Origin of the sequence: Archangium minus, from assembly GCF_044360475.1 — a bacterium.
Taxonomy (GTDB): domain Bacteria; phylum Myxococcota; class Myxococcia; order Myxococcales; family Myxococcaceae; genus Archangium; species Archangium minus.
The window spans coordinates 7,460,481-7,484,915 of sequence record NZ_CP043494.1 but is presented as its reverse complement, the minus strand read 5'-3'; the positions used below and the strand labels follow the sequence as shown (position 1 = coordinate 7,484,915).

Below are 24,435 nucleotides of genomic sequence, written 5' to 3'. Positions count from 1 at the left end.
GGGCTCGGGGCGGTATTCCGTCCTGACGCCCTCCGGGCATGGACACCGAGTCCCTCAAGAGATCCCTCCTGCAGAAGTTCCAGGAGGTCAGCGCAGACCGTCTCCAGAAGATCCAGTTGGGCGTGCTCGATCTCGAGAAGCCCACCGCGGATCAAGCGGCGGACGAGGTCGCGCGCGAGCTGCATACGATGAAGGGCGAGGCCCGTATGTTGGGCCTGGCCGCCATCGGTCAGCTCGCGCACGCGGCTGAGGACGTACTCCGCGCCGAACGCGACGGGAGGGCCGCCACCGAAGTGGCGACGGACCTCCTGTTGCGCGCGTGCGACATCATCTCGGACCTCCTGGAGGACACCGAAGGCGCCCAGACGGGCACCCCGGCCTCACAGGAGATGGTCGAGGCGCTCGCCGCTGCTTCCGGGCATGCGATACCGCCTATCGGGGGCATCAAGTCGCCCTCGCAAACGGCCATTCCGGTGGTGCCTGCCGCGAACGTGATCGTGGAGCACGCCGAGCCTGCTTTCATGCCTCCTCCGGCTCCGCCCCCCGCCGCTGTGGCGCCTCCCGCGCCGCAGCCCCGGGCCGCCAAGGCCGAGCACGGCCACGAGGAGACGCACACCACCAAGGCGCTCGCCGATCGCAGCATCCGCGTGAACGTCGAGGTGCTCGACTCACTCGGCCTGCTCGCCGGTGACCTGTTGGTGGAGAGCGCGCGCGGACGCCTGCGCGCCTCTGAGATCGAGGCCCTGCTCAACCGCTTCTCGCGCCTGGGCGACCGCTTCCTCAAGCTGGCCGAGAAGCTGGACGTCCCCAACGTGCTGCGCAACGACCTCGAGCGCATCGAGGGCGACCTGCACATGCTGCGCGACGACGCGTTCCGCTTCGTCCGCAACAACGGCGACGGCATCGAGACGCTGCACGGCAACCTGGCGATGATGGCGGACCATGTGGCCGAGGCTCGCCTCGTGCCGCTGTCCACCGTCTTTGACGCCTTCCCGAGGGCCGTGCGCGACATCGCGCGCGCTCAGTCCAAGGAAGTGGACTTCATCGTCGAGAACGCCGACCTCGGCGTGGATCGCTCGATGTTGGCCGACGTGCGCGACGCCCTGGTGCACTTGCTGCGCAACGGCGTGGACCACGGCATCGAGTCACCCGACGAGCGCCGCATGCTCGGCAAGCCCGCCGCGGGCCGCCTGCGCATCCGCGTGCGTGCCGACGGTGACATGCTCAGCATCGAGCTGGACGACGATGGCCGCGGCATGGATCCGCAGAAGCTGCGGGCCGTTGCCGTCCGCAAGGGCCTGCTGACCGAGTCCCAGGCCGCCGCCCTCTCCGAGCGAGAGGCCATCGAGCTCGTCTTCCGGGCTGGCTTCTCCACCCGCGAGGAGATCACCGACATCTCCGGTCGCGGCGTGGGCATGGACGTCGTCAAGAAGAAGGTGGAGTCGCTGGGTGGCTCGGTGGGCATTGTCAGCCGCCTGGGCCGTGGCTCCACCATCACCCTGCGCCTGCCTCAGTCGCTGGCGTTGATGAAGGTGCTGCTGGTGCGCCTGGGTGACGATGTCTACGGCATGCCCGCCGCCGACGTGGTGGCGGTGATGCGCGTGAAGCCGGACGACCGCATGGAGGTCTTCGGCACCCTGGCGGTGAAGCACCGGGGCAAGCCCATCGCGCTGGTGGGCCTGGGGCCGCTGCTGGGCGTCAACGGAGGCAATCGCTTCGACAAGCCGCCCGCCGTGGTGGTGCGTCATGGCGACGACCTGGCCGCCCTGGTGGTGGACGGCTTCGTGGACGAGCGCGAGGTGGCGGTGAAGCCTTGCGGCGGCGAGTTCCTCAAGGGCGCCGCCTTCATCGCCGGCACCGCCGCGCTCGAGGACGGCCGCATCGCCGTGCTGCTCCACGTGCCGGACATCATGTCCGAGGTGCGCCGCATGGCGCGGCCCGTCACCCAGAACCAGGCCACCAAGCGCCTGCGGGTGCTGCTGGTGGACGACTCGCCCATCGCGCGCGCCACCGAGTCCGCGCTTGTCAAGGCGCTGGGACACACCGTGGACGAGGCCCAGGACGGCGAGGAGGGCTATCTCAGGGCCCAGTCTCAGCCGTACGATCTCATCCTCACGGACGTGCAGATGCCTCGGCTGGATGGCTTCTCCCTCACACGGCGGCTCAAGACGACCGTGGGGCTTGCCCGCATCCCGGTCATCATCCTCTCCTCGCTCGCGTCGCCGGAAGATCGACGGCGCGGCGCCGAGGCGGGGGCCGATGCGTACCTGGTCAAGGGCGAGCTCGGAGTGGAGAGCCTGGCGCAGACCATCGATCGTCTGACCTGATCTAGGGGGCCGCTTGGACGTTGGCGCGTCCGCATACCGGGTGTTGCTTGTGGGCGAGGTGCTTCGGAGCGCCTCGCGGGGGTTGTTTGACGGGGTGGTGCTCGCCCCGGCCGGCAACGTCTGCGAGTTCTCCGAGGCCCTGGAGGGCGTGCAGCGCTTGCACCCGGACGTGGTCGTGGTGGACCTGTCCGGTCCCGATGCACTCAAGGCCATTCAACGGGTGATGGCGGAGCGGCCTGTGCCGGTGCTCGCGCTTCACCCGGGCGTGCTCTCCGGTGCAGAGGCCTTCCAGGCGCTCGCCTACGGCGCCGTCGACGTGGTGGATCGCCCCAGCGAGCCCGGACTCGACTTCTGGCAGACGGTGGGCCGCAAGCTGATGCTGCTCGCCGAGGTGCGCGTGTCACGCCCCGTGCAGGCTCAGAAGCAGAACGTGCGCCCCCCACCCACCGATGCGCCCTATCCGTTGGTGGCGATCGCCTCGTCGCTGGGTGGGCCCAAGGCGCTCTCCATGGTGCTGAAGACGTTGCCCCGCGACTTCCCCGCGCCCGTGTGCATCTGCCAGCACATCAGCGACGGCTTCACCGAGGGGCTGGCCCAGTGGCTCGGCTCCGAGACGCCGCTGCGCGTGGTGGAGGCAAAGGACGGGGAGGAGATGGCGCCTGGGTCCGTCTACATCGCGCGCTCGGGCACGCACCTGGTGGTGCGCCCCAAGGGGCGACTGGTGCTGGACCCGAGCCCTCCGGTGCGCGGCTTCCGGCCTTCGTGTGATGTGCTGCTGACGTCGGCGGCGGAGTCCTTTGGGACGCGCGTGCTGGGCGTCATCCTCACCGGGATGGGCCGCGACGGCGCCCGGGGCCTCAAGGAAATCCGTGAGCGCGGTGGGCGCACCATCGCCCAGGACAAGGCGAGCTGCGCTGTGTACGGAATGCCCAAGGAGGCCGTGCGGCTCGGCGCCGCCGAGGAAATTCTGCCGCTCGATCAGATAGGACCAATGCTCGTCCAGTGGGTGCAGACATGCTGACGGTGACCTCCAGGGCCCTGCAGCAGCTGGCCTCCCTCCTGCTGGAGCGGGCGGGGTTGAAGATTACGCCGGACGGCTACCACAGCCTCCGGCTGGCGCTGTCCACGCGCATGCCCGCGGTGGGCCTCGCGGACGCCGAGGAGTACGTGCGGCGCCTGCGCACCGCGGAGGACGAGCTGCGCGCCCTGCTGCCGCTCGTCACGGTGGGGCACACGGAGTTCTTCCGCGATCCCAAGCAGTTCAGGGCGCTGGAGAGCCGCATCCTCCCGGAGGCGCTGGCGCGGGCGCGGCGGGAGAATCGCCGGGTGTCCATCTGGTCCGCCGGGTGCGCCACCGGTGAGGAGCCCTACAGCCTGGCCATGGTGCTGTCCGAGCTGGGTGCACTCCCGTTCGAGGTGGACTTGTGGGCCACCGACCTGAATCTCGCCGCGGTGGAGGCCGCGAAGCAGGGACGCTTCTCGGGGCGGCGCGTGTCCGGCATCCCCCATGATCGTCGGGTGCGCTACTTCCGGCCCATGGACGAGGGCTACGAGGTCGTCTCGTCGCTCAAGGACTACGTCCGCTTCGACGGGCAGAACCTCGCCGTCCCCGTCTTCGAGAAGGTCAAGCCGGAGTCGTTGGATCTCATCCTCTGCCGCAACGTCATCATCTACTTCGACCTGCCCACCATCCGCGCGCTGATGGATCGTTTCCTCGCGGCGCTGCGGCCCGGGGCCCTGCTGCTGCTGGGCTACTCGGAGAGCCTCTTCAAGGTCTACGACCGCTTCGAGATGGTGGAGATGGAGGGCTCGTTCGTCTACCGGCGGCCCGTGAAGCCGCTGACGCCGCGCGCTCCGGGCTCCGGTCCGAGGCCGATGACGATCGGCTCGCTGCCCGCCGTGGGCGAGCGCCCGGTGGATGCCGCGAAGCCTCGAGAGTCGCTGTCCATGCTGCCGTCCACCCGGGCCCTGCAGAAGACGCTCGACGTGTCCAAGCCGCCCCCGGCGGCACCCCGCAGGACGATGGAGGTGCCTGCGTCCACGGTCCCCGAGGCGGCGTCCGCGCCGACGAGCCCCTCCGTCCTTGTCTCCGAGCCGCCTCGGAAGTCGCTCGAGATGCGCCCAGCAACGAGCGCCGAGATGCCGCGGACGCGCACGGGCGAGATGCCTGCGTGGTCCCTGATGCTGGCGCCGGGCGAGCGGCTCAACGCGGCCGTGCGGATGATCGAGCGCGGTGATTTCGTGTCCGCCGTGTCAACCGTGGAGCAGCTCCTGGTTGACGAGCCGGGCCACCTGGACGCGCTGCTCACCGTGGGCGACCTCTACTCGCTGACAGGGCGGATCGTCGACGCGCGCGAGGCCTTCGCGCAGGCCATCAACCGCGAGCCCCTGTGCGTGGAGGCACGGGTCTTTGGCGGACTGGCGGCGCTGCAGGCCGGAGAGCTCGCTGAAGCCCGCTCGGAGCTGGGCAAGGCGCTCTTCCTGGAGCCTTCGCTGGCCATCGGGCACTACCTGATGGCGCAGGTGCACGAGCGGCTGAAGGACCACGACGCGGCGCGGCGCAGCTACCGCAACGCCATCGCGCAGTTGCGCTTCCCTCAGCGCCCGTTGGCCGGCCACTACCCGGAGCTACCGGACTCGGCCGAGGCCATCTCCCGCGCGGCACGTTACGCGCTTGCCGCGCTGGAGGAAGGACCGCTGCTGTAGGCCGCTACGCCAGGCCCTTGTCCACCTCGTCAACGCTCTTGCTCGGGTCGAGCACGGTGCTGAACTTCTTCTGCAGGTAGGACTTGGCCTGGCTGCGCAGCAGCATGCCGGGGTCGGTGCCCTCGCCCTGGATGGCTCCGTCGGTGATGGTGAAGCTGGCATCCAGGTTGATGCCCATCACCTTGCCGATCACCTTCGCTCCGTCACCGGACCAGTTGGCCTGCACGCCGTACTTCTCCGTCCAGTACTTGAGGAGCTGCTCGACGCGCTTCTTGGCGTCGTCCTTGGAGAGGGTGTGGGGGACCTCGAACTTCATCGTGCCCATATGGCGCTCCTGGGGTTTCGTGATGTTCCCGCCCGGTCTGTCTATCGATCCCCGGGCGGTAGGGGAACCCGGGTCTCGCCGCCGGGCGCGCGGAAGTCAACAGTGCTGTCACTTTCTGTCCGCTCAACGCTCCCCTGAATCCGCGAGATTCCCGCTGCATCGGTCCCCGATTGGGGTTTGATGCCGCCCGTGTTTGGACAAGGAGTGATTCGAGTGTCCTCGCTGACCCGTTGGCTGTCCCTCGCCGTCGTCCTCCTGCTCGCCGCACCGGGCGCTGCCCGGGCCCAGGAGGGGTATGCCTCCGATGCGCCGGTGCTTCCACCGGACACGGCCTCGCTGCGCACCGAGCCCCAGGCGCCGCTCACCCAGGACGAGCCGCTGCCTCATCCCGCCACCGCGGTTCCTCAGAGCGAGGATGGCGCCATCCTCGATGGCCGGGTGCGTTACGGCGCGTTCCTGTCCGGGCCGGGCAGCCTCACCTTCATCATGCACCACTCCATCATGGGGGCCCTGGGCGGCTTCTTCGTCCAGGGGATCGGCAAGAGCTTCAGCTTCGAGCGCAGCTCGCGCGAGGCCATGCTGGCGGGCACGCTCATTGGCGCGGGGCTCGGCTTCGGCGCGTCCGCGTGGTGGCAGTTCCACAACTGGGTGGACAAGCCGATGAGCTACTTCGGCATCGCCAACTCCGCCATCGGCGGCATGTTCGCCGCCGGCTTCATGGACATGCTCACGCGCGATCAGAGCCTGCTGACCTGGTCCGCCCTGATAGGCGCCGAGCTGGGCGCATGGCTCACCGCGGGGCTCGGCGGCGGCCAGCTGCCGCTGGATGATGGTCTGCTGATCGCCTCGGGTGGCGGGTGGGGCCTCATCTACGGTGCGCTGCTGCTGGCCATCGTCCACTTCTCCGGCTCGAAGATTGAGGGGAAGACGTGGGTGGACTCGCTGCTCATTGCGCCGGGGATTGGCGCGACGGCGCTCGCGCTGGCCACGATGAAATACAACCCCACGCCTTCGCAGATCATGCGGGCGAACCTCTTCGGTGCGGGCGTGGGCGCCGTGGTGCTGGCGCTGTCCGCCCTGGTGCTCGGTGGCTTTGATCAGCCCACCCCCTACGTGCTGTCCTTCCTCGGCTCCGCGGGCGCCATCACCACCGTGAGCCTCCTGTGGGAGGAGGCCGCCGAACGCCCCAACATGGCGCTGAGTGGTTCGAGACGCTCCAAGGCCTACCGCTGCGTCTGGTGGTAGCTCGCCTGCTGGTCGGCCAAGAAGGCTCCGTGGCCAGGGGGAGGGCGCATTCACATTGTTGTGGATATGGCGCGCGTCCTCCCTTTCTCCGCACTCCTTCCCGCCCTCGAATCGCACCTATCGGCCGATGAGGAGGGTTGTCCGTTCAACGCGCCGCCCCGGTCCTCGTTCATCCGCCCGCTGTTGGATCGGGTGGACCCCACGGCCGAGCTGGGGCGGTTGAGGGCCGCGGGCTCGGTCCTCCGCGATACGCGGCCGGCCTTGTACCTGGCCGAGGTGTACAGCCAGGCGGGTGGACTTGGAGGACCGCCGGTGCGCTTCCTCCTGTGTGGCCTGTCGCCCGACTCGGCAGAGCCCCTGGAGACCGAGCCCTACCGACCCCGCTCGGCGCAGGTGGAGCCGGCCGTCACCCTGGCGGCGGACGACCATGGCGTGCTCCGGGCCTTGCTGGCAGAGGCGGCCGAGCGCAGCAGTGTCGTGTGGCAGGGCACCTTTGAGGACGCCCCGGTATCCCTGCGACGCATCGAGCCCTCGCCAGTGGCCCGGCGCATCCAGGCCGTGCTCGATGAGGCGCCGCTGCGCCCCCTGGCCGAGCTGGATGAGCGCAGGCCCAGTTTGGCGGCCATCGTGCCGCTGTCGGATCCGGGGCTGCACTTCGAGCCGGTGCACCGCGCCATCCAGGGGCTGGAGACCTTCGAGGAGGAGACGTTCCTCGCGCTCGTGACGGCATACGCGCGCATCTATGACTTGGAGGAGCCGCTCACGTCGCCTCGAGGCGTGGCGCTGGCGAACGAGCGGCTGGCCACGCTGGTGCGTGGACACCATGCCGTGCTGCTGGTGCTGCCTGGGGGGCGAGGGAAGATCCTCCGCTTCCGTCAGGGGTTGGATCTGGCGCACTTGAAGGGTGCACCTCGTAACCCGACGCTGCGCAGCCTGGACCTGGCGCTGCTGAACGCGCTGGTGCTGCGCACAGTGCTGGGCATCAAGGACCCCGAGGATCCCGGTCACCCGCAGGTCTTCGCGGTGCAGGGACTGGAGTCGTTGGTGCGAGGCGTCCACGGTGGGATGTTCCAGGTGGGCTTCGCGCTCAACCCGCCGCCGCTCTGGGAGGTGCGCGCGGTGATGGAGGCGGCGCAGACGCTGCCGCCCAAGACGCTCCGGGTGGAGCCCGCTCCGCCAGCGGGACTCCTATTCCTGGATCCGGAGGCCTAGTTCCTGAGTGGGCGCCCTGCTGACAGAAGCGCTGGAGTGGCCCCAGCGCATGCCGCTCGAGCTCCGGCCCGGGGCTGGAGAGACACTTGATTCCATCTGTGGCGGTGAGGTGAAGGTGCTCCAGCGTCGTCGCGGCTACCGCTTCACGTTGGATCCGGTGATGCTCGCGCACTTCGCCGTCTACGAGGCCGGGACGATCCGAGGGCGGTTGATGGACCTGGGTACGGGTTGCGGCATCATCCCGCTCATCCTTGCGAGGCGGCTGGGGTGTGAGAGCATCACCGGGCTGGAGTTGCAGCCGCGCCTGTTCTCCCTCGCCGAGCGCAACGTTCACCTCAACCGCTGCGAGCGAGAGGTCTCGCTGGTGCGGGGCGACCTGCGCAGCGTGTCCCGGCTGTTCCCGAAGGCCAGCTTCTCCCACGTGCTGTGCAACCCGCCGTACCGGGCGCGGGAGCAGGGGAGGAGCAGCACGGACATGGAGAAGGCCATCGCGCGGCACGAGATCGCCTGCGAGCTCGAGGACGTGGTGCGCTCGGCGGCGTATCTCCTGCGGTGTCGGGGGAGCTTCTGCGTGGTGTACCCGGCCTCACGGCTGTCCGAGCTGATGGCCGCGCTGCGCGAGGGGAAGTTGGAGCCGAGGACCATGCGCATGGTGCACTCGCGCGCGGGACGCCCCGCGAAGCTCGTGTTGATGCACGCCGTGAAGGGCGCGCCCACCGGGCTGAGCGTGCTGCCCCCGCTCGTCATCCACGCCGATGACGAACAGGCGTTCTCCCACGAAGTCACTGCGATGGTTGAGTAGAATTTTTTACTGCATGTAAACAAAGACACAACGCGTTCACAAGACTCGTGTGCCCTGGAATCAAGACTGTTTCGTATTATACGAAAATGTCATGTTTTGATTCACCGGTCGACAGTTCCATGTGTTAAGGACCTTCCAGCACTTCGCCTTTCACACGAATTCTGAAGATTGCTCCCATGCCGCGAGAGCCAAGTGGCAGAACATGGGTGAACAGGTTTCCGACCAGCACGTCGCTCGACGCGCTCGCGTCTTCCTTTCGGGACAATGCCAGGCGGTTCGTCGAGGCGCTGCGTGCGGCGGGCGCAACGGTGAAGATCGCCGCCACGTACCGCCCGCCGGAGCGGGCGTACCTCATGCATTACTCCTTTCGGATCGCGAAGCAGGGGCTCGACCCTCAGAGGGTGCCGGCTTACCCGGGAGTAGACATCGAGTGGTGCCACCGGAGTGCGGCGGGGGAGGTGGACCTGGAGGCCTCGCGGCGTGCTGCGCGAGAGATGGTTCAGGCTTATGCGATTGTCCGCCTGCCAGCGCTGGCGTCTCGCCACACGGAGGGGCTCGCCGTGGACATGAGCATCCGGTGGCAGGGCTCGTTGAAGATCAAGGCCGCGGATGATGCCGAAATTGTCATCGAGCAGGGGCCGAACACGGGGGACAACGTGAAGCTTCAGGAAGTGGGGGCCACGTACAACCTCTATCACAAAGTGCCCAACGATCCTCCGCACTGGTCGAGTGACGGCAGATAGGTTTGTAGGAAATCCAAGCTGACGACTATCTCCGCGCGAGTTCGAGGCGGAATGCGGGAAAGGCTGGCGACATGGTTGCGCGCTCCCTGCTGTCAGAGGTGTCTTCTCTTTTCTGGTTCGACGTGGAGGGCTTCGAGAAGGAGAGCCTGCGCGTGTTGCGCTTCAACGGCCACGAGGGGCTGTCGAGCCTGTTCGAGTTCCGCGTGGAGCTGGCCTGCGAGAACCCGAACATCGAATTCTCCGAGGTGGTGGGCAAGCCAGCCCTGCTGACGCTGTTGGGGGAGGCAGGTCCGCGGCTGTTCCACGGGATGATTTCGCGCTTCGAGCAGGTCAACGAGCTGCACCGTTATGCCGTGTACGAGGCCACCCTGGTACCGCGTATGTGGCGCCTGCTCCACCGCCAGGACTGCCGCATCTTCCAGTCACTGCCAACGCCAGACATCCTGAAGAAGGTCTTCAAGGACGCGGGCATTCCAGTGGACGCTGTCCGATTCGAGCTGACGGGCACCTACGAGCCGCGTGACTACTGCGTGCAGTACCGGGAGTCGGACTGGGCCTTCGCCAGCCGGTTGATGGAGGAGGATGGCCTCTTCTGTTTCTTCGATCACAGCGAGGGGACGGACGTCCTCGTTGTGGGAGATGGTGTCTCCGCCTGCAAGCCTGTTGCCGGAAGCGAAACGTTGCAGTTCCGCAGGCCCAGCGGGCTCGTCATCACGGGGGAGCACGTCCAGCGCTTTCGCTTCACAGAGGAGGTACAGCCGGGACAAGTCAGCCTGCGCGACTTCAACTTCAAGAAGCCGGACCTGCTCATGCATGTGCAACAGAAGGCGGAGGTGGATGCGGACCTCGAGGTGTATGACTATCCGGGTGAGTACCTGGATCCGAGCCGCGGCTCGTCCGCCAAGGGCGCGACGCTGGCGAAGTTGCGGCTTGAGGCGTGGCAGGCTTCCCGGAAGGTGGGGTACGGTGAGAGTGATTGCGAGCGGCTGTGCCCGGGCTTCCTGTTCTCGCTGAGCGAGCACCCGCGCGTTGACTACAATGCGCGCTACCTCCTCACCCATGTGAGTCACCAGGGGCACCAGCCCCAGGTCCTGGGAGAGGACTCGCCGGAAGGGGAGTTCAGCTACTCCAACCAATTCTCCTGCATCTCGGAGAAGGTTCCGTACCGGCCGGCGCGGGTAACGCCTCGGCCGGTGGTGCGCGGTGTGCAGACCGCCATCGTCGTCGGGCCGAAGGGAGAGGAGATCTTCACCGACGAGCACGGGCGGGTGAAGGTGCAGTTCCACTGGGATCGTCAGGGGAAGCGCGACGAGAAGAGCTCCTGCTGGATTCGCGTCAGCCAGGTCTGGGCGGGTGAGGGGTGGGGGGCCATGTTCATCCCTCGCATCGGCCAAGAGGTCATCGTTGACTTCATCGAGGGGGATCCGGATCGACCCATCATCACCGGGCGCGTGTACAACGGCGCCAACCTGACGCCCTATCCGCTCCCGGACGAGAAGACCAAGAGCACCTTGATGTCGAACACCTCTCAGGGAGGTAACGGCTACAACGAGCTGCGCTTCGAGGATGAAAAGGGCAAGGAGCAGGTCTTCATCCACGCCCAGCGCAACATGGACGTCCATGTGAAGCACGACTCGCTGGAGAACATCCGCCACGATCGGCACCAGACCATCGGCTCACAGGGGAAGGATGGGAAGGTCGGTGATCAGAACGAGCTGGTCTACCGGGACAAGAGCCTCACGGTGCACCGCCATAGCCAGGAACACGTGGGCGGGGACATGAAGCTCCTGGTGGGGGGCATTGATGGCGCGGGCCATCTGGACATCGTCATCAAGGCCGACCGGAAGGAGCTCGTCCTCAAGGATCGCCATCTGCACGTCCTGGGTGTGCGGAACGAGCAGGTCGAGAAAACGCAGTCCCTCACAGTGGGAGAGGATCTGCACGTGAAGGTGGGCAAGCTCCATGCCGTGGAGTCAGGCAAGGAGATCCACCTGAAGTCCACCAAGGTAGTTATCGAAGCGGCGAGCGGCATCACCCTCAAGGGGCCCGGAGGGTTCATCACCATCGACGCCTCGGGGATCTCCATCTCTGGCACGGTGGTGAACATCAACAGTGGAGGCGCGGCGCTGTCCGGCAGTGGGGCGAGTCCCACCGCGCCAACGGATGCAATGCAAGCACAGCCCACCGTGCCCACCCAGGCCGATCAGGGCAGCAAGTAACACGCTACATTGGCGAGCCGGGACGCTCAAATACGCCGGAGGGGCACACTGAGGGCACATGAGGAACCGGGGGCAAAGGAAATGCCCAGCAACCTCTTGAGATTGCTGGGCCCCTAGGTTGTCCCCGACGGGATCCGAACTCGTAGAGTAGGGGTGTCCTAAACCCGCGGCGGCATATGCCTTTCGAGGAATCGCGAGTGAATCCTGGCACTTCGAGTCCACGGGGGAGTCATCAGCAGTTCCTCTTGTCCCCTGGAGTGTCCCCTCCAGTCGTGGAGACATTTTGGAGGCGGGGTCAGGGGCGCACGGTGCGCCACCTGGAACTGCCCGCGATGAAGAGAACCAGGGGAGGGCGACTTGGTCCGAGAAAATGGAAAATGGAAGAGCCCCAAAGTCGGGTTGAGGTACATTGAGACGATACCCTCCGCTCCATGCGAGGTGGAGCGATCTCATGTCAGGGAGAGTTCCTCTCGATGTTGCAACTCCGGAACGACACACCTTTTGAGACCGATCGCGCCATCCTGCTCGACAAGGGCGGTAACCACATCTGGGTCGTCGTGGTGAAGGCGACTTACACCCTCCATCCAGATGGTCACTTGGAACTTGCGAAGGAGCAGGAGCCGGTGTGTAAGAGCCCCGAATACCGGGGAGTTCCCGAGAACTCAAGCCTTCGTCGGGAGTGCGAGGTGGTGGTGGATCATCCGGGCACGGACATCATCGTGAACGGACAGGCGTATGCACCGGCTGGCCGCGCCGTGCGGGAACTCGATGTCGGCATCCGGGTGGGCAGTTTGCGGAAGAACCTCAAGGTCTTCGGGGATCGCTATTGGGAACGAGGTCTGTCTGGAGTTCGGAGTACTCCTCCCTCTCTCTTCAGAACGATCCCCCTCATCTACGAGCGCGCATATGGTGGCTACGCCCCTGGCAATGAAGAGCCGCGGCCCTTCGAGTCTCGCAACCCGGTCGGGAGGGGCTTCACCAACGTGCCGCCGGAAGATGGCCATGCGTTGCCGAATGTGGAGTATCCGCAGCAGTGCATCTCCACCTGGAAGGATCGCCCGCCTCCCGCTGGCTTCGGAGCGATTGCCTCTTGGTGGTCGCCGCGTCAGCAATACGCGGGCACTTACGATCAGGCCTGGCAGGAGCGGCGCATGCCGCTGTGGCCCGAGGACTTGGATCCTCGCCACTTCCTCTCCGTACCTGAGGACCAGGTGAGCCCTTTCCGACTGAGCCTCACCGAGCAGGTCGAACTACGCAATCTTACTCCGGGCTCGCTACTCACCTTCCGGCTTCCCCCTGTCTACGTCGTCGTGGACACAGACATAGGTGGCGACCGGTATCGCCAGCAGGTCAGGCTTGAGCGCGTCATCATCGAACCGGATGAGCACAAGCTCGTGCTCGTGTGGCGCTCCTGGCTGGATTGTGGCCGGAATGCGCGTTGTGTCCGCAAGTCCATTGTCTGGACCAAGAAGGTAGTGCAATGAGCAAGTCCCTCTTCTCTCGGGTCGAGCCTCCTTCTACCGTCCTGTTGGCCTCTTTCGGAGCGACGACCTCCATTGGCTTGGATGCTCCAATGACGGTCGCCTCCGCGCGGTGTGGGCTCACCCGCTTCTGCGAACAGAACGAACTCAGGAACGACACCACCGGCGATCCCATCGTGCTCGCGCTCCTGCCGACGCTGGCCGAGGGCTCCACCGTGACGGAACGGATGGTGGCTCTCGCGGCGGATGCTGGCCGGGAGGCACTGCGCCCCTGGCTTGAAGCGGCCAGAACCGAGAAGCTCCCGCCCCTCCCCATCTTGCTCTCGGTTCCTCCGCCCAGACCCGGCTACCCAGTAGATGTTGCGGTGTCCCTCGCACAGGCCATCATCCAGGCCTTGCCTGTGGAGTTGGATCGCCATCGCTCGGGACTCTTCGCGAGCGGGCATGCCGGTGGACTGTCCGCGCTCGCGCACGCCCTTGAGCTACTCCGAGATCCCCACATCCCCGCGTGCTTGGTGGGCGGCACGGACTCGCCCCGGGTACTGCCATACCTGCGCTGGCTGGATGCTCAGGAGCGGCTCAAGCGCGACGGCCAGCCTTATGGCTTCATTCCGGGTGAGGGCGCCGGATTCCTCTTGGTGTGCCGGAGGGAATTTCTGACGCGGCATCGGTGGGCGCCACTCGCGGGCATTCAGCGGGTGGCCCAGGCCCTGGAGCCTCGCCTGTGGTACCAGGGGGACGCGACGCAGGGCGAGGCGCTGACGGATGCTTTCTGGCAGGTACTTCGTCCTTCGGAGGGAGCCCCCCTCCGCGCGGACGTGACTTGGTGCGACTTCAACGGTGAGCCCTGGCGTTCGGAGGAATGGAGCTTCTCCTACCTGCGGACCGGCAAATATCACGGCGAGCCGCTGGACCTGCGTCACCCTGCGGATTGTTGGGGAGATGTAGGAGCCGCCAGCGCGCCTCTGCTGGTCGGCCTCGCCGCGTCCGAACTGGCGCGAGACTGGGATGGACACCAGACGGCACTCGTCTGGTGTGCGTCCGATGTGCAACCCTGGCGGGCGGCGTGCCTGCTGAACCGAGTTCCACCCAAGGAGGTGGGTCCATGACCCTCACCGTTGGCGTCAATAATCTCTCCCTCGCCCATAAGGGGTCCGGAGGAGTAACCACTGCCTCGGCTCCGGATGTGTGCAAGACGCCGACACCTGGCGGCCCGGTTCCAATTCCCTACCCAAACATCGCCTTCTCCAAGGACCTCGTGGATGGAAGCGTCACGGTGAAGGCTGACGGAGAGCCCATTGCACTCAAGGACTCCGCTTTCTCCACTAGCACCGGCGACGAACCCGGCAGCGTTGGCGGCGTCGTCTCTGGCGTCAACAAGGGCAAGGCTAAGTTCTCCATCTACAGCATGGACGTCAAGGTCGAGGGCAGGAATGTGGCCCGCCTTAGTGACAACATGACCATGAACGGAAACGCGCCCAACACTGTCGGTCCAGAACTGCAACCGCTCGTGCGCGCCGTGGGGTCCGATGTGGTCGAGACCCTCTGCCTCGCCTTCTGCTGGTGCGACAAGGGCAAAAAAGGTGGGGATCTCTTCGTGGAGCCGTATGGCGGCCCCACGGAGGCCTGAAATCATTCTGGGAGCACACCATGGCGAGTGCAAAGGACAAATGTTTCGAGGACGCTGTTAATGCTTACCAGAAGCTGCGGGAGCAGGCTGGCTCGCCCCTGGACATCAAAGTCACTCACCAGACTCCCTGGGTTCGGGACCTGTCCGTACCCAATAGTAGGTGGGGGCCGGTCAAGTATTCCTTCAAGGAGTGGTTTCATATCTACGGATACGCCAAGAACAAGTTTGGTTTCGGAAAGACGCAGGTCCGTTACCCGGACGTGACCGTTGAGATGAAGGATGGCTCCCATCTCGTCCTGGACAACAAATTCACTAATAGAAGTGGGAATCCCGACGGCTGGCGTCGAGGGGTGAACGCGAACAGCAAGACCACCCAGAGGCAGGATTACATGGATATCAACCGGCAGCAAGGTCACAACATTGGCGAGCCCTCGCTGGACAAGAAAAAGTGCAAGTGTGACGAGCGCGAAAAAAAGCAGCAGCTCCAACCGCAGACGGTTCCAGCCTACCAGAACCAGCCCTACTTCATGCCCTATCCCAACGACCCGAGCCAAGCGCTGAGGGCAGGTAAGGGCCTCATAGATGCGGGTAGGGGTCTCGGGTCAAGACTGCCGCCCATCCGGATACCTCCCCTCGTCCCTGCCATTCCATAAAGACCGAGGCCCGTGAATGAGTTCTCCCGACTGGTCGAAGCTCGAATTCAAGGTGGATGACGTCGTTGTGCTCAGCCCGTGTCTATCGCTCTCGCTGCACTTGGAGCGCGTCCACGAGCCAAGCATTCTAGACTTTTATGAGCGCTCCATGGAGGCGCTCGGAAGTCTCCTGGCCTACTCTTCGTTGGGCTCCTCTAGCTGGCGAAAGGTGAGCGCCCGGACGCTCGCGACTGTGCCCTCCTGGAAGGGACGGATGTCCAAGATAGGATCTGGGTTGCAGATCTACTTCTCTTCAATGGAAAAGGGAGTAGGGCCCGCATCGCTGAGCCTGTTCGTGAGTGCTACGCCCTATTCAAGCGACAACCCCGCCGAGGCCACCAAGGGACAGAAGGAACTCAAGACCACCTACGACAAGCATGGGGACGTCAACGTCTTCACCTCGGCCGACCTGTACGTAAGCTTCCCTGTGGAACATCCCCTGGCTCGGGAGCCCGCACAGATGCTTTCCTGGGTACGGCAGCTCCAACTCGTCCGGGAGGGCCGCTTCTCCTCGGGCAGCTGCGGTCTGGCCCTCAATTGCGACATCATCTCGGGAGGCGTACAGTTCGCCATGGAGCCTCGACTCGCAGTTCTCTGTCAGCAGTACCCGGGGCTCGAATTCCATTTGAGTTCTGGCGTCATGCGGCTACTGCGCTACAACGGCCGGACGGGAAGAATTCTTCATAAGGTGCGGCGAGCGAGCTGGCTGACGCTACTCTCTGGCAACTGTGTCGAGCAGCTCGGTGGGTTGGACAAGCTCCGGGCCAAACTGGGTGAGGGTCCAGCGTTGCTTCACACTCTGGAAAACAAAGCAGTGCTGCTCCAGGCTGGACCGGAGCCGAGGCTCGGGGACTTGTCCCAGCGCGACTTTCTCCCCGCCTACAGGCAAGTCGCCCGCGCCATCCGCCCCATCCGGCTCGAACAACTTGAGCGCACCCCAACCGGGGCCTTCGCGGATTGGGTGCAGGACTGGCTGGAAACCTTCGACCGCGAGCCGGCTTGACCATGTCCCCGATCGATTTTCAGCTGCATCTCGTGGACTTGCCCAACCAGGAATTGCTGGTGGAGGTCCATGGACCCGCGTCCCTCAGGATTCATCGGGGGCTCCTGAATGACCCAGCAGCCCTTGAGCAATTGCCTGACCTATCGGACTTGGCGAAGGCTCCGGCGGCCCCCGAGTTGCCCCTTTCGGACGTTGTCGAACTCTTCCTTTATGGGCTCGACGCGGGGCTGTTCCATGCCGCCTCCCCGCGACCCGGGAGTCTCCAGGGTTGGCTTGTCGCGGACGAGCTCGACCAGGGGCGACAAATCAAGCACTGGCGGCTCTGCCTCCGGGACATCCACCCCGGCGCGTTTCTCGTTCTCCGCAACCTCCTGCGCGCCCTTCACGCCGAGCGCGTGGTACTCCGGACGAGTCAGGACATGTCCGGCGGACGCCCCATCGCCAACCTTCCGTCCCAGCCCTACCCTCCGCGCGCCAGGACTCTGCCCTTCCCGGTCTCCCGCTCCGCCGATCTATCCGACGGGGAGTGCAACGCCGTTCGCCTTACCTTTCGAGAGCCGCTGGATGCCCCAGTGGAGGAGAAGGTGATCGCGGGCTTCGAGGCCTGGGCGTACCTGCTCATGCTTGGAGGGTACCTGTCAGATGAGGCCGCAAACAAAGGACGGCTGGGCGCCGCCCCCAATCACCCCACCCTTATTGACCCCCATACTGTCGAGATGACGTTCGACGTCTTCAATAGCGATATGGCGGCGCTCGACGCAGCAGTGAACTTGGCACTCCGTCTTCACCAGACGATGGCGCCCGTCGAATCCCTCCAATTCGAGTAGCTCCACTATGCTTCTGAGCCGTGAACAGTTCGTTGCGAGCATCCACGAGGAGTGTTTCGAGGAGGCGTGTTTCCTCTATCAGCAGCGGCGATTACTGCTGGCCCAGGGACGGCTCACCCAAAAGGCTCTTGGGCGACTGGAGAGGCGTCTCGACGCCTTCGTCGAGGCGGTGGTGGTAGGGGGCGACGCAGCCGTCTCTCTCTGTTTGGAACGGGCGACTCGGGGCGGCATTGGTGAGTCCTACTCCGCCACCCGGGTGCTGTCTCGCCTCGGCATGAGGGAGCAACTCGCGGCGCTCCTTATGGGCCTGCGGGAGGATTCGCGGGAGCAGGCTATCGCCTTCCTCGACGGCCTTTGTCACGAACTACCCGAGGGGCACCTCCCCACTCCGGAACAATTGCCGTCGAAGACCACACCCGAGGTGACCGCCATCCTGGCGACCGCGTTGGGCCACGGGCGGCGGGGCAGGGGTGAATGGGTGTTGGCGCAGTTGCAGCAGGTACTCAGTAGTGGCTCAATGCGAGGCGCCGATGCGTATGTCCAAGCCCTTGGGCGGCTGCGGCCTCACGGCGCGGAAGCCGTCCTTTGGCGTTGCCTAGAGTCCGGGGAAGCCGCGCTTCGTCTGGAAGCAGCAATCGCGCTCCTTCGACTGGGTGACCTTCGCGTGGTGCACTCGCTGCTGGCACCCGGGTCGTTTCCCTCCTGGGCGTGTCTCGCGGTGGGGCTGAGTTGTGGTCCCTCGGCGGTTCCGAGGCTGAAGGCGTTCGTCGCGCGAGAGGAAAACGCATCAGAGGCCTTGCTCGCCTTGGGGCTACTGGGTGATGCGTCCGCTGTCCCGGAACTGCTCACTCATCTTGAGCATCCCTCCTGTGCTGGTGCGGCTGCGGAGTCTCTTGAGCTACTTACGGGCGCCGGGCTCTTGGAGCGCGTCGAACAGTCCGATGCGGTGCCAGGGGACGAGGCGTCGCCTGATCACCCGCGAGTGACGCCTCCTCGGACGCTTGAGTCCGCCTCGGGCACCATCCGGGTGCGCCCTTCCCGGACAGTCTCTGAGTGGCGACGCTGGTGGGAGAAACATCGGTCTCAGCTTCCTCCGGGTCGTCTTCGCTCCGGAGTGCCCTGCTCACCCGGTCAACTCCTGGAGGCGCTTGGTGCTGGAGTCGGGGCGGGCTGCCTTCGTCAGCTCCTCGCTGAGGAACTGGTCATTCGCTACGGCCTAGACGTGGGCTTCGAGCCGACCTCTCTCCTGTTGACGCAAGCACGCCACTTGGCGCGAGGGCATGCCCGGCTCAAGGAGCACCGGAACGGTTTCAGCCAGGGTAGATGGTACCGCGGAGGGGTACTGGCTCCTTGATGCTCCCAAAGGGGTCGGAGCCGGGGCCGGAAGAGGAGAATCCACCACTGGAGACAGCAGCGAGGGAGAAGCCGAAGATGGAGCGGACGAGCAGGTGAATCGGGCCAAGTTGCCGCACATGAGCCCGCCCCGGTTTTGTGGACACACCTCATAAGTCGGCTACATGGGAGGTAGTGTCCATGGAGCGAAGGAATAGGTGGAGTTCCACCCCGGAGTTCAGGGCCGAGGCAGTCCGGTTGGTGCGCGAGGGCAGCAAGAGCCTGCCCCAGGTCGCTCTAAGGATCTGGACCTGACCGAGTCAGCCCTGCGCAACTGACTGAAGGAGGCCGACGGAGGTGAGGACAAGAGCCCAGCAGGAGCGCTCACCACGGCGGAGCGGGATGAGATGGTGCGGCTGCGCAAGGAGAACCGCCAGCTGCTAATGGAGCGCGACTTCCTAAAAAGCAGCGGCCTTCTTCGCGAAGGAGGGCTCGACGTGAAGTTCGAGTTCATTGACGCGCAGAAGGCCCATTTCCCCGTGGACTTCATGTGCCAGCAGTTGGGCGTATCACGTTCGCGCTACTACGCCTGGAAGGATCGCCCGGAGGCCGAGCGACACAAGAAGGACAGCGTCCTGGCCGAGGTGGTGACGCAGGTACAGGTGCACAGCCACCGTCCGGGTCATCGGAGGTCCGGAGACCACGGTCTCCCGGGCGACCTTGGATGTTCTCCAGAGAACGACGAACATGACGGTGAGGACCCTGCCGTGATCAGCAAGAACTTCAGCGCCACGTGGGAGGCCAGATACCAGGCAGAGCGAGAGGGGTATCGTATCCTGCTCGCCCAGGATCCCTTCGAGGACTGGGAGCGCTCTCGCAAGCCGGAATGGGCGGCCGAAGAGCAACTCTTCATGGCACTCGAGATTCTGTACGCGCGGAAGAACGTTCCCGAGGCGAGGAGCTTCCTCCAGAAGGGCCAGCAGATCGCCGAGCGGATACTGGCCGAGCGCAAGCTCGAGTCCGAGGTTTGCCGGGGCGGCTTTCCCCTCAACCTCGCGCGGCTCCTGCGGACCCAGGCATATATCTCCGCCCTCCTGGCGGAGAAGGTTTCCTTCGATGCCGGTCTCCTGCGGCGGGCGGCGGACATGAACGAGGAGTGGTGCCGGGCGTACTCGGGTCGGCAGTGGGATTCGCAGGTACAGGCCTACTACCTGGCGGCCGTGCGCCTGTGCCTCATTGCCGGGGATCTCGGGCGGGCCCGGGAACTGCTCACCACAAAAAAGTCCTTCAAGTGGCACGAGGAGGAGCACCGCTTGTGGAAGCAGTGGGTCGACGGGCCCCGCACTCGGAAGGACGGTTGGGTCGAGTTCGACGCGTACTTCGACCGGCTGAGGGATCCGAATCTCAAGACTGACATCTTCTTGGAGAAGGGCGTGCTCCGGTTGGAACTGGGAGTGCTGCGGCACCGGTTCCTGGAAGGCGACGAGTCGGGGGGCTGGCCCCGGGTATTCGACATGATCGTCGCCTGAGCGAGGCTGGAGTCAGCGGGGCTGCTCCGCGGCCTCCTGCTCGCCGCTCTCTTTCGGCTCCTGTTGCTCGCGGCAGAACGCGAGCTGCTGCTTGATGGCCTCGAGCGGCACCGCCAGCTCCAGCTTGAACTGGTCGCCGTCCGGCCGCACCTTCGCGAAGTCCAGCAGCTGCGCCAACTCATTTTCGCCCTCGGCCTGCGCCCTCATCCGCGCCAGCGACAGCGCTCCGCCCAGTGACTTGCCCAGGTCCGTCACCTTGTCCGCGTTCGGCCCCGTCACATGCGCCGTCATCGCGAAGTCCGAGCTCGCGTCCACGTGCAGCTCCACGTTCTCCGCCACCTCGGCCAACCTCGTCGCCAGCTCGTGCTGATCTGGCGGTAACATTCTCTTGAGCCGCTCCACCGAGATCACCCCGTACATCTCCCCGTACGTGCTGCCCTCGGAGATCACCGGCGGCTCGTCCGGTCCGCGTCCCTCCACCCGGTCGATGACCTCCTTCACGCTGTCCGGCGTCCTTCCGAACACCAGCATCTGGTTGTTCCACAGGCCCACCGGCGGTCCGCTCCTCTTCGCCACGGTGCCGTCCGGCAGCTTGCGCTCGGACTGGAGCTCGAAGAGTCGTGCCCCGTCCCCGTAGTCGTAGTTCGTCGAGCCCCGCCCCGTCAGCATCTCCTTCAGGCGCTCGTTCCCGAAGTTGCCCGAGATGATCACCCCGTCGTCCGTGAGGACCATTCGATCCAGGTCCTGCAACGGATCCACGCCCGTCTCCTGCTTGAACTGCTCCAGGTCCTTGCCGCCCCGGTTCATCAAACACTCGAGCAGCAGCTCCCCAATGGGCGAGTGGCGGATGGCGTTGGCCTCGATGACCATCGCCGTCTTCCCCTTGCCTCGGGGCAGCGCCGCCAACACCGGATCGCTCGGGCGCACTGGCTTCTGCTCCGTCCCCGCGTCCACCACCGGCATCACGTACGTGCGCCGCTTCTCCATGCGCTCGCGCTCCTGCGGCCGGAGCCGGTTCGGGAACGCCACCTTCTGCGGGGCAGGGGCCTCTTCCTCGCCCTGTCCGGACAGCATCAGCCACGCGGCCAGGCCGAACAGCACCACCGCGAACACCAGCCACAGTCCACGACGCCGCTGCATTAGTAGTCCCTCCCCTCGAACCACCAGAAGCCCACGCTTAGCACTGCCAGACCGAACACAAACACGCCCACCAGCAACATCGTCAGTGACTGCACCCCCAGCGGCGTCGAGGCCGCCAGGTCCATGCTCGCCTGCGCCAGTGAAGACAGCCGCGGCAATATCAACGTCACCGACTTGAAGAGGTCTCGGCTCAGTCCCTCCTCAATGAAGGGCGCAATCTTCGTCCGGAAGCCCGCGATGATGCCCGCCACCAGGGTGACTCCCCCCAGCGCCGCGCACAGGGCCGCGCTGCGGATCAGCGTCGCCGTCGTCAGCATCACCGCGTACACCGCCGCGAAGCTCACGCACGCGAGCAGCGCCGCGATCACCGGGCCCGCCGTCCAGTACCCCGTCTTCACCCCGAAGATGAGCACCAGCCCCACCGAGCCGTACAGCGCCCCCATCACCGCCAGCGTCATCACCCCGAGGAACGTCCCGGCCAGGATGTGCCAGCGGCGCAAGGGCAGGGCGAGCAGGTGCTCGATACGGCCCGGCGACAGCAGGCTCGGCGCGAAGTCCGAGCACGAGACGATGCCGAACAGGATGCCCCCGTAGAAGACGATGGCCGACGCCGCCATGAACACCGGCTTGAGCGCTACGTCCACCGCACGGATGTCCGTGCGCATCACCTCGCCGAACAGCCGCGAGGCCGCCAGCGCCCCGTCCACCACCTCGATCTTCAGGCTCAGCGACAGCGTCACCAGCACGCCCGTGACGCCCAACAGGAAGGCCAGGATGAACTTGCGCGAGGCCGCCTCGCGCAACACGTAGGCCGCGATTCCCAGCACGCCCCTCATGCCGCCACCCCCATGGCCGAGGCCAGCACGGCCTCCAGATCCTGTCCGTCCCGCTTGAGCTCCACCAGCAGCGCTCCCGTGGCCCGCGCTTTATCCAGCGCCGCGTTCAGCCCCGCCACGTCCGCTGCCTCCACATGGTACAGCCCCTCGGCGCCTCCCGCCGTGAAGCCCACCCCCGCCAGCGCCCCCGCGTCCGCTCCCGGCGCGAAGCGCACTGCCCACCGCGAGCTGGCTCGCGATAGCTCCTCCAACCGTCCCTCGCGCAGCACCTTGCCTTCCCCGAGGATCGCCACCCGGTCGCACAGCCGCTCGGTCTCCGCCAGCAGGTGAGAGTTGAGGAAGAGGGTGGTGCCCTGCTGTACCTCCTCCTGGAGGATCCGCCGCACCTCGACTCGGCCCAGGGGATCAATGCCGTCCGTGGGCTCGTCGAGGATCAGCAGGGCAGGGTTGCCCAGCAGCGCCGCCGCCAGCCCCAGGCGCTGGCGCATGCCCTTCGAGTAGCCACCGATGCGCCGGCCCAGCGCGTCCGCCAGCCCCACGCGCTCCAACAGGCGCAGGTTCGCGTCCTTGTCCGGCTTCAGTCCCTTGAGCCCCGCCACTGTGGCCAGGAAGGTCGGCGCCATCCACGAGCCCGGCAGGTGCAGGCGCTCGGGCAGGTAGCCGATGCGGGCCCGGATGCGCGGATCCTCCGGCGATCCACCGAGCACCCGCACAGTCCCCCCCGTGGGCTGCACGATGCCCAGGATGCTCTTGATGAACGTCGTCTTCCCCGCGCCGTTCGGTCCAATCAACCCGAACGCACTGCCTTCCGGTACGGAGAGGTCCACACCCCGCAGCGCCTCGTGTCCGGGGCGAAACGCTCGCCGGTAGGTCTTGCGGAGTCCGATGACTTCGATGGCTGGCACGATGGCCACTCTACGACAGGGCCCTCTGTTGATTGCCTCGCACCCCGTGCGAGCCACCAGCCGAGCCCGCGACGCGCCGGTTCGCTACCTTTTTTGCGCACCCCGGGAAGCGCTGTTCGCACCTTTTTTCTGGATCCTTTGGTCTCCCAAGTATTTCGGGTTCTGTCGTTTCGCGCCCTTGCACGGCCTGTCACAGGTGGCCTGAGGTGTGCACTACCTGGGAGTCCAGGAGGAATCACCCATGTCCAACCTTGAGCTGATGGAACAAGAGCTGCGCGAGGCGCGGCGAGAGCTGGTGGAGGCGGAGCGCGGTCTGCCAGAGAACACGGATGCGGCCCGGACGCGCTATGCCCGCGCAGTCCATGAGGCGGAGCTGGCCGAGCGCCGGATCGATCGCCTGCGCAGGCAGCGAGAGCGGCTTAACGAGAGCTGGCGCCTGGCTACTGTCTAAGCAGCCCCGAGGAGAGAATTCCTTCCCGGGGGGCGCCGAGGGTTTATACCGTCGGCCCATGTCCTTTCCGATCCATCGCCCCCGTCGCCTGCGCCGTTCCCCGGCACTCCGAGAGATGGTGCGAGAGACCACGCTCGCCCCCTCGGACTTCATCTATCCGCTCTTCGTCGTCGAGGGCCGGGACATCCGCCGTCCGATCGGCTCCATGCCCGGCGTGTTCAACCTGTCGCTGGAGCATGCCGTCGCCGAGGCGAAGCAGGCCAAGGCGCTCGGTGTGCCCGCGGTGCTCCTCTTCGGCATCCCGGATCACAAGGACGCCCAGGGCTCCCAGGCCTACGCGCGTGAGGGCATCGTTCAGCGCGCCGTTCGGGAGATCAAAAACGCCATCCCGGACATGCTCGTCATCGTGGACGTGTGCCTGTGCGAGTACACGGACCACGGCCACTGCGGCGTCATTGAGGGCGGCCATGTCGCCAACGACGCCACGCTGCCGCTGCTCGCACAGATGGCGGTGACGTGTGCCCAGGCCGGCGCGGACGTCATTGCCCCCTCGGACATGATGGACGGGCGTGTCGCTGCCATCCGCTCGGCGCTCGACGAGGTGAAGCTCACCGAGGTGCCCATCCTGTCCTACGCGGCCAAGTACGCCTCCGGCTTCTACGGACCCTTCCGCGAGGCCGCCCAGAGCACGCCCCAGTTCGGTGATCGCCGCACCCACCAGATGGATCCCGGCAACGTGCGCGAGGCCCTCAAGGAGGTCGACCTGGACCTGGAGGAGGGCGCGGACATGATCATGGTGAAGCCCGCACTGTCCTACCTCGACGTCATCCACCGGGTGCGCGAGCGCGTGGACGTGCCGGTGGTCGCCTACAACGTGTCCGCCGAGTACTCCATGGTGAAGGCTGCCGCGCAGAACGGGTGGGTCGACGGAGATCGGCTGATGCTGGAGATTCTCACCTCCATCAAGCGCGCCGGTTCGGATCTCATCATTACGTACCACTCGCTCGAGGCCGCGAAGCTGCTCGGTTGA

21 protein-coding genes and 1 pseudogene are annotated in these 24,435 nt (G+C 65.9%); 18 read left to right on the top strand and 4 right to left on the bottom strand.

Annotated elements, in window-relative coordinates; all coding sequences use genetic code 11:
- The first annotated feature begins 38 nt into the window (after positions 1-38).
- From F0U60_RS30410 to F0U60_RS30400, 3 genes are read left to right on the top strand one after another with little or no spacing between them, the layout of a single operon-like run.
- Positions 39-2,327, top strand: coding sequence for a hybrid sensor histidine kinase/response regulator (locus tag F0U60_RS30410; protein WP_395804915.1), 2,289 nt, complete (start codon positions 39-41; stop codon positions 2,325-2,327).
- A 13-nt stretch (positions 2,328-2,340) separates the two neighbouring features.
- Positions 2,341-3,348, top strand: a complete 1,008-nt coding sequence (locus F0U60_RS30405; protein WP_395804913.1) for a chemotaxis protein CheB — start codon at positions 2,341-2,343, stop codon at positions 3,346-3,348.
- Positions 3,342-5,033: a CheR family methyltransferase gene (locus F0U60_RS30400; protein WP_395804911.1), complete on the top strand. Its 1,692-nt coding sequence runs from the start codon at positions 3,342-3,344 to the stop codon at positions 5,031-5,033. Before F0U60_RS30405 ends, F0U60_RS30400 begins: the two co-directional genes overlap by 7 nt.
- A gap of 4 nt (positions 5,034-5,037) precedes the next feature.
- Here F0U60_RS30400 and F0U60_RS30395 read toward each other — a convergent pair whose 3' ends face one another.
- Positions 5,038-5,358, bottom strand: a complete 321-nt coding sequence (locus tag F0U60_RS30395; RefSeq protein WP_395804909.1) for a polyhydroxyalkanoic acid system family protein — start codon at positions 5,356-5,358, stop codon at positions 5,038-5,040.
- A gap of 213 nt (positions 5,359-5,571) precedes the next feature.
- Between F0U60_RS30395 and F0U60_RS30390 the strand changes: the two genes are divergently transcribed.
- The 13 genes and pseudogenes from F0U60_RS30390 to F0U60_RS30330 form a co-directional block, all read left to right on the top strand.
- Positions 5,572-6,603, top strand: a complete 1,032-nt coding sequence (locus F0U60_RS30390) for a hypothetical protein (RefSeq protein ID WP_395804907.1) — start codon at positions 5,572-5,574, stop codon at positions 6,601-6,603.
- 66 nt (positions 6,604-6,669) lie between these two features.
- Positions 6,670-7,815 carry a DUF1015 family protein gene (locus tag F0U60_RS30385; protein ID WP_395804905.1) on the top strand — a complete coding sequence of 382 codons (1,146 nt, stop codon included), beginning with the start codon at positions 6,670-6,672 and terminating at the stop codon, positions 7,813-7,815.
- Between the two features lie 49 nt (positions 7,816-7,864).
- Complete coding sequence (locus F0U60_RS30380) at positions 7,865-8,617, top strand: tRNA1(Val) (adenine(37)-N6)-methyltransferase (RefSeq protein WP_395804903.1); 753 nt, start codon at positions 7,865-7,867, stop codon at positions 8,615-8,617.
- A gap of 206 nt (positions 8,618-8,823) precedes the next feature.
- Complete coding sequence (locus tag F0U60_RS30375) at positions 8,824-9,360, top strand: hypothetical protein (RefSeq protein WP_395804901.1); 537 nt, start codon at positions 8,824-8,826, stop codon at positions 9,358-9,360.
- A 71-nt stretch (positions 9,361-9,431) separates the two neighbouring features.
- Positions 9,432-11,579, top strand: coding sequence for a type VI secretion system Vgr family protein (locus F0U60_RS30370; RefSeq protein ID WP_395804899.1), 2,148 nt, complete (start codon positions 9,432-9,434; stop codon positions 11,577-11,579).
- Positions 11,580-12,052: 473 nt separating this feature from the next.
- Positions 12,053-13,063 (top strand): DUF2169 domain-containing protein, encoded by a 1,011-nt coding sequence (locus tag F0U60_RS30365; protein WP_395804897.1) that lies wholly within the window; start codon positions 12,053-12,055, stop codon positions 13,061-13,063.
- Positions 13,060-14,169: a hypothetical protein gene (locus tag F0U60_RS30360; RefSeq protein WP_395804895.1), complete on the top strand. Its 1,110-nt coding sequence runs from the start codon at positions 13,060-13,062 to the stop codon at positions 14,167-14,169. Before F0U60_RS30365 ends, F0U60_RS30360 begins: the two co-directional genes overlap by 4 nt.
- Positions 14,166-14,690 carry a DUF4150 domain-containing protein gene (locus F0U60_RS30355; protein WP_395804893.1) on the top strand — a complete coding sequence of 175 codons (525 nt, stop codon included), beginning with the start codon at positions 14,166-14,168 and terminating at the stop codon, positions 14,688-14,690. The genes F0U60_RS30360 and F0U60_RS30355 overlap by 4 nt, the downstream gene beginning before the upstream one ends.
- A 20-nt stretch (positions 14,691-14,710) precedes the next feature.
- Positions 14,711-15,343: a hypothetical protein gene (locus F0U60_RS30350; RefSeq protein ID WP_395804891.1), complete on the top strand. Its 633-nt coding sequence runs from the start codon at positions 14,711-14,713 to the stop codon at positions 15,341-15,343.
- Between the two features lie 274 nt (positions 15,344-15,617).
- Positions 15,618-16,385, top strand: a complete 768-nt coding sequence (locus tag F0U60_RS30345; RefSeq protein ID WP_395804889.1) for a type VI immunity family protein — start codon at positions 15,618-15,620, stop codon at positions 16,383-16,385.
- A 149-nt stretch (positions 16,386-16,534) separates the two neighbouring features.
- On the top strand, positions 16,535-17,212 hold the full coding sequence (locus tag F0U60_RS30340; RefSeq protein WP_395804887.1) for a hypothetical protein: 678 nt from the start codon (positions 16,535-16,537) through the stop codon (positions 17,210-17,212).
- Between the two features lie 7 nt (positions 17,213-17,219).
- Positions 17,220-18,566 carry a hypothetical protein gene (locus tag F0U60_RS30335; protein ID WP_395804885.1) on the top strand — a complete coding sequence of 449 codons (1,347 nt, stop codon included), beginning with the start codon at positions 17,220-17,222 and terminating at the stop codon, positions 18,564-18,566.
- 179 nt (positions 18,567-18,745) lie between these two features.
- Positions 18,746-19,200: pseudogene (locus F0U60_RS30330) on the top strand (transposase); the annotation flags it as partial.
- Between the two features lie 885 nt (positions 19,201-20,085).
- Here the strand turns inward: F0U60_RS30330 and F0U60_RS30325 are convergent.
- From F0U60_RS30325 to F0U60_RS30315, 3 genes are read right to left on the bottom strand one after another with little or no spacing between them, the layout of a single operon-like run.
- The gene (locus F0U60_RS30325) at positions 20,086-21,213 is read right to left on the bottom strand and encodes a hypothetical protein (protein ID WP_395804883.1); all 1,128 of its coding nucleotides are present in this window, start codon (positions 21,211-21,213) and stop codon (positions 20,086-20,088) included.
- Complete coding sequence (locus F0U60_RS30320) at positions 21,213-22,049, bottom strand: hypothetical protein (protein ID WP_395804881.1); 837 nt, start codon at positions 22,047-22,049, stop codon at positions 21,213-21,215. Before F0U60_RS30320 ends, F0U60_RS30325 begins: the two co-directional genes overlap by 1 nt.
- On the bottom strand, positions 22,046-22,954 hold the full coding sequence (locus F0U60_RS30315) for an ABC transporter ATP-binding protein (protein ID WP_395804879.1): 909 nt from the start codon (positions 22,952-22,954) through the stop codon (positions 22,046-22,048). Before F0U60_RS30315 ends, F0U60_RS30320 begins: the two co-directional genes overlap by 4 nt.
- A gap of 241 nt (positions 22,955-23,195) precedes the next feature.
- On the opposite strand from F0U60_RS30315, the gene F0U60_RS30310 reads away from it, so the two are divergent.
- A complete protein-coding gene (locus F0U60_RS30310) occupies positions 23,196-23,405 on the top strand; it encodes a hypothetical protein (RefSeq protein WP_395804877.1) in 210 nt (69 codons plus the stop codon).
- A gap of 58 nt (positions 23,406-23,463) precedes the next feature.
- Positions 23,464-24,435, top strand: coding sequence for a porphobilinogen synthase (hemB, locus tag F0U60_RS30305; protein WP_395804875.1), 972 nt, complete (start codon positions 23,464-23,466; stop codon positions 24,433-24,435).

Coding starts and splice junctions, on each gene's coding strand:
- F0U60_RS30410 (WP_395804915.1), top strand. CDS start 39: ATGGACACCGAGTCCCTCAAGAGATCCCTCCTGCAGAAGTTCCAGGAG.
- F0U60_RS30400 (WP_395804911.1), top strand. CDS start 3,342: ATGCTGACGGTGACCTCCAGGGCCCTGCAGCAGCTGGCCTCCCTCCTG.
- F0U60_RS30395 (WP_395804909.1), bottom strand. CDS start 5,358: ATGGGCACGATGAAGTTCGAGGTCCCCCACACCCTCTCCAAGGACGAC.
- F0U60_RS30385 (WP_395804905.1), top strand. CDS start 6,670: ATGGCGCGCGTCCTCCCTTTCTCCGCACTCCTTCCCGCCCTCGAATCG.
- F0U60_RS30380 (WP_395804903.1), top strand. CDS start 7,865: ATGCCGCTCGAGCTCCGGCCCGGGGCTGGAGAGACACTTGATTCCATC.
- F0U60_RS30370 (WP_395804899.1), top strand. CDS start 9,432: ATGGTTGCGCGCTCCCTGCTGTCAGAGGTGTCTTCTCTTTTCTGGTTC.
- F0U60_RS30365 (WP_395804897.1), top strand. CDS start 12,053: ATGTTGCAACTCCGGAACGACACACCTTTTGAGACCGATCGCGCCATC.
- F0U60_RS30360 (WP_395804895.1), top strand. CDS start 13,060: ATGAGCAAGTCCCTCTTCTCTCGGGTCGAGCCTCCTTCTACCGTCCTG.
- F0U60_RS30355 (WP_395804893.1), top strand. CDS start 14,166: ATGACCCTCACCGTTGGCGTCAATAATCTCTCCCTCGCCCATAAGGGG.
- F0U60_RS30350 (WP_395804891.1), top strand. CDS start 14,711: ATGGCGAGTGCAAAGGACAAATGTTTCGAGGACGCTGTTAATGCTTAC.
- F0U60_RS30335 (WP_395804885.1), top strand. CDS start 17,220: ATGCTTCTGAGCCGTGAACAGTTCGTTGCGAGCATCCACGAGGAGTGT.
- F0U60_RS30325 (WP_395804883.1), bottom strand. CDS start 21,213: ATGCAGCGGCGTCGTGGACTGTGGCTGGTGTTCGCGGTGGTGCTGTTC.
- F0U60_RS30320 (WP_395804881.1), bottom strand. CDS start 22,049: ATGAGGGGCGTGCTGGGAATCGCGGCCTACGTGTTGCGCGAGGCGGCC.
- F0U60_RS30310 (WP_395804877.1), top strand. CDS start 23,196: ATGTCCAACCTTGAGCTGATGGAACAAGAGCTGCGCGAGGCGCGGCGA.
- hemB (WP_395804875.1), top strand. CDS start 23,464: ATGTCCTTTCCGATCCATCGCCCCCGTCGCCTGCGCCGTTCCCCGGCA.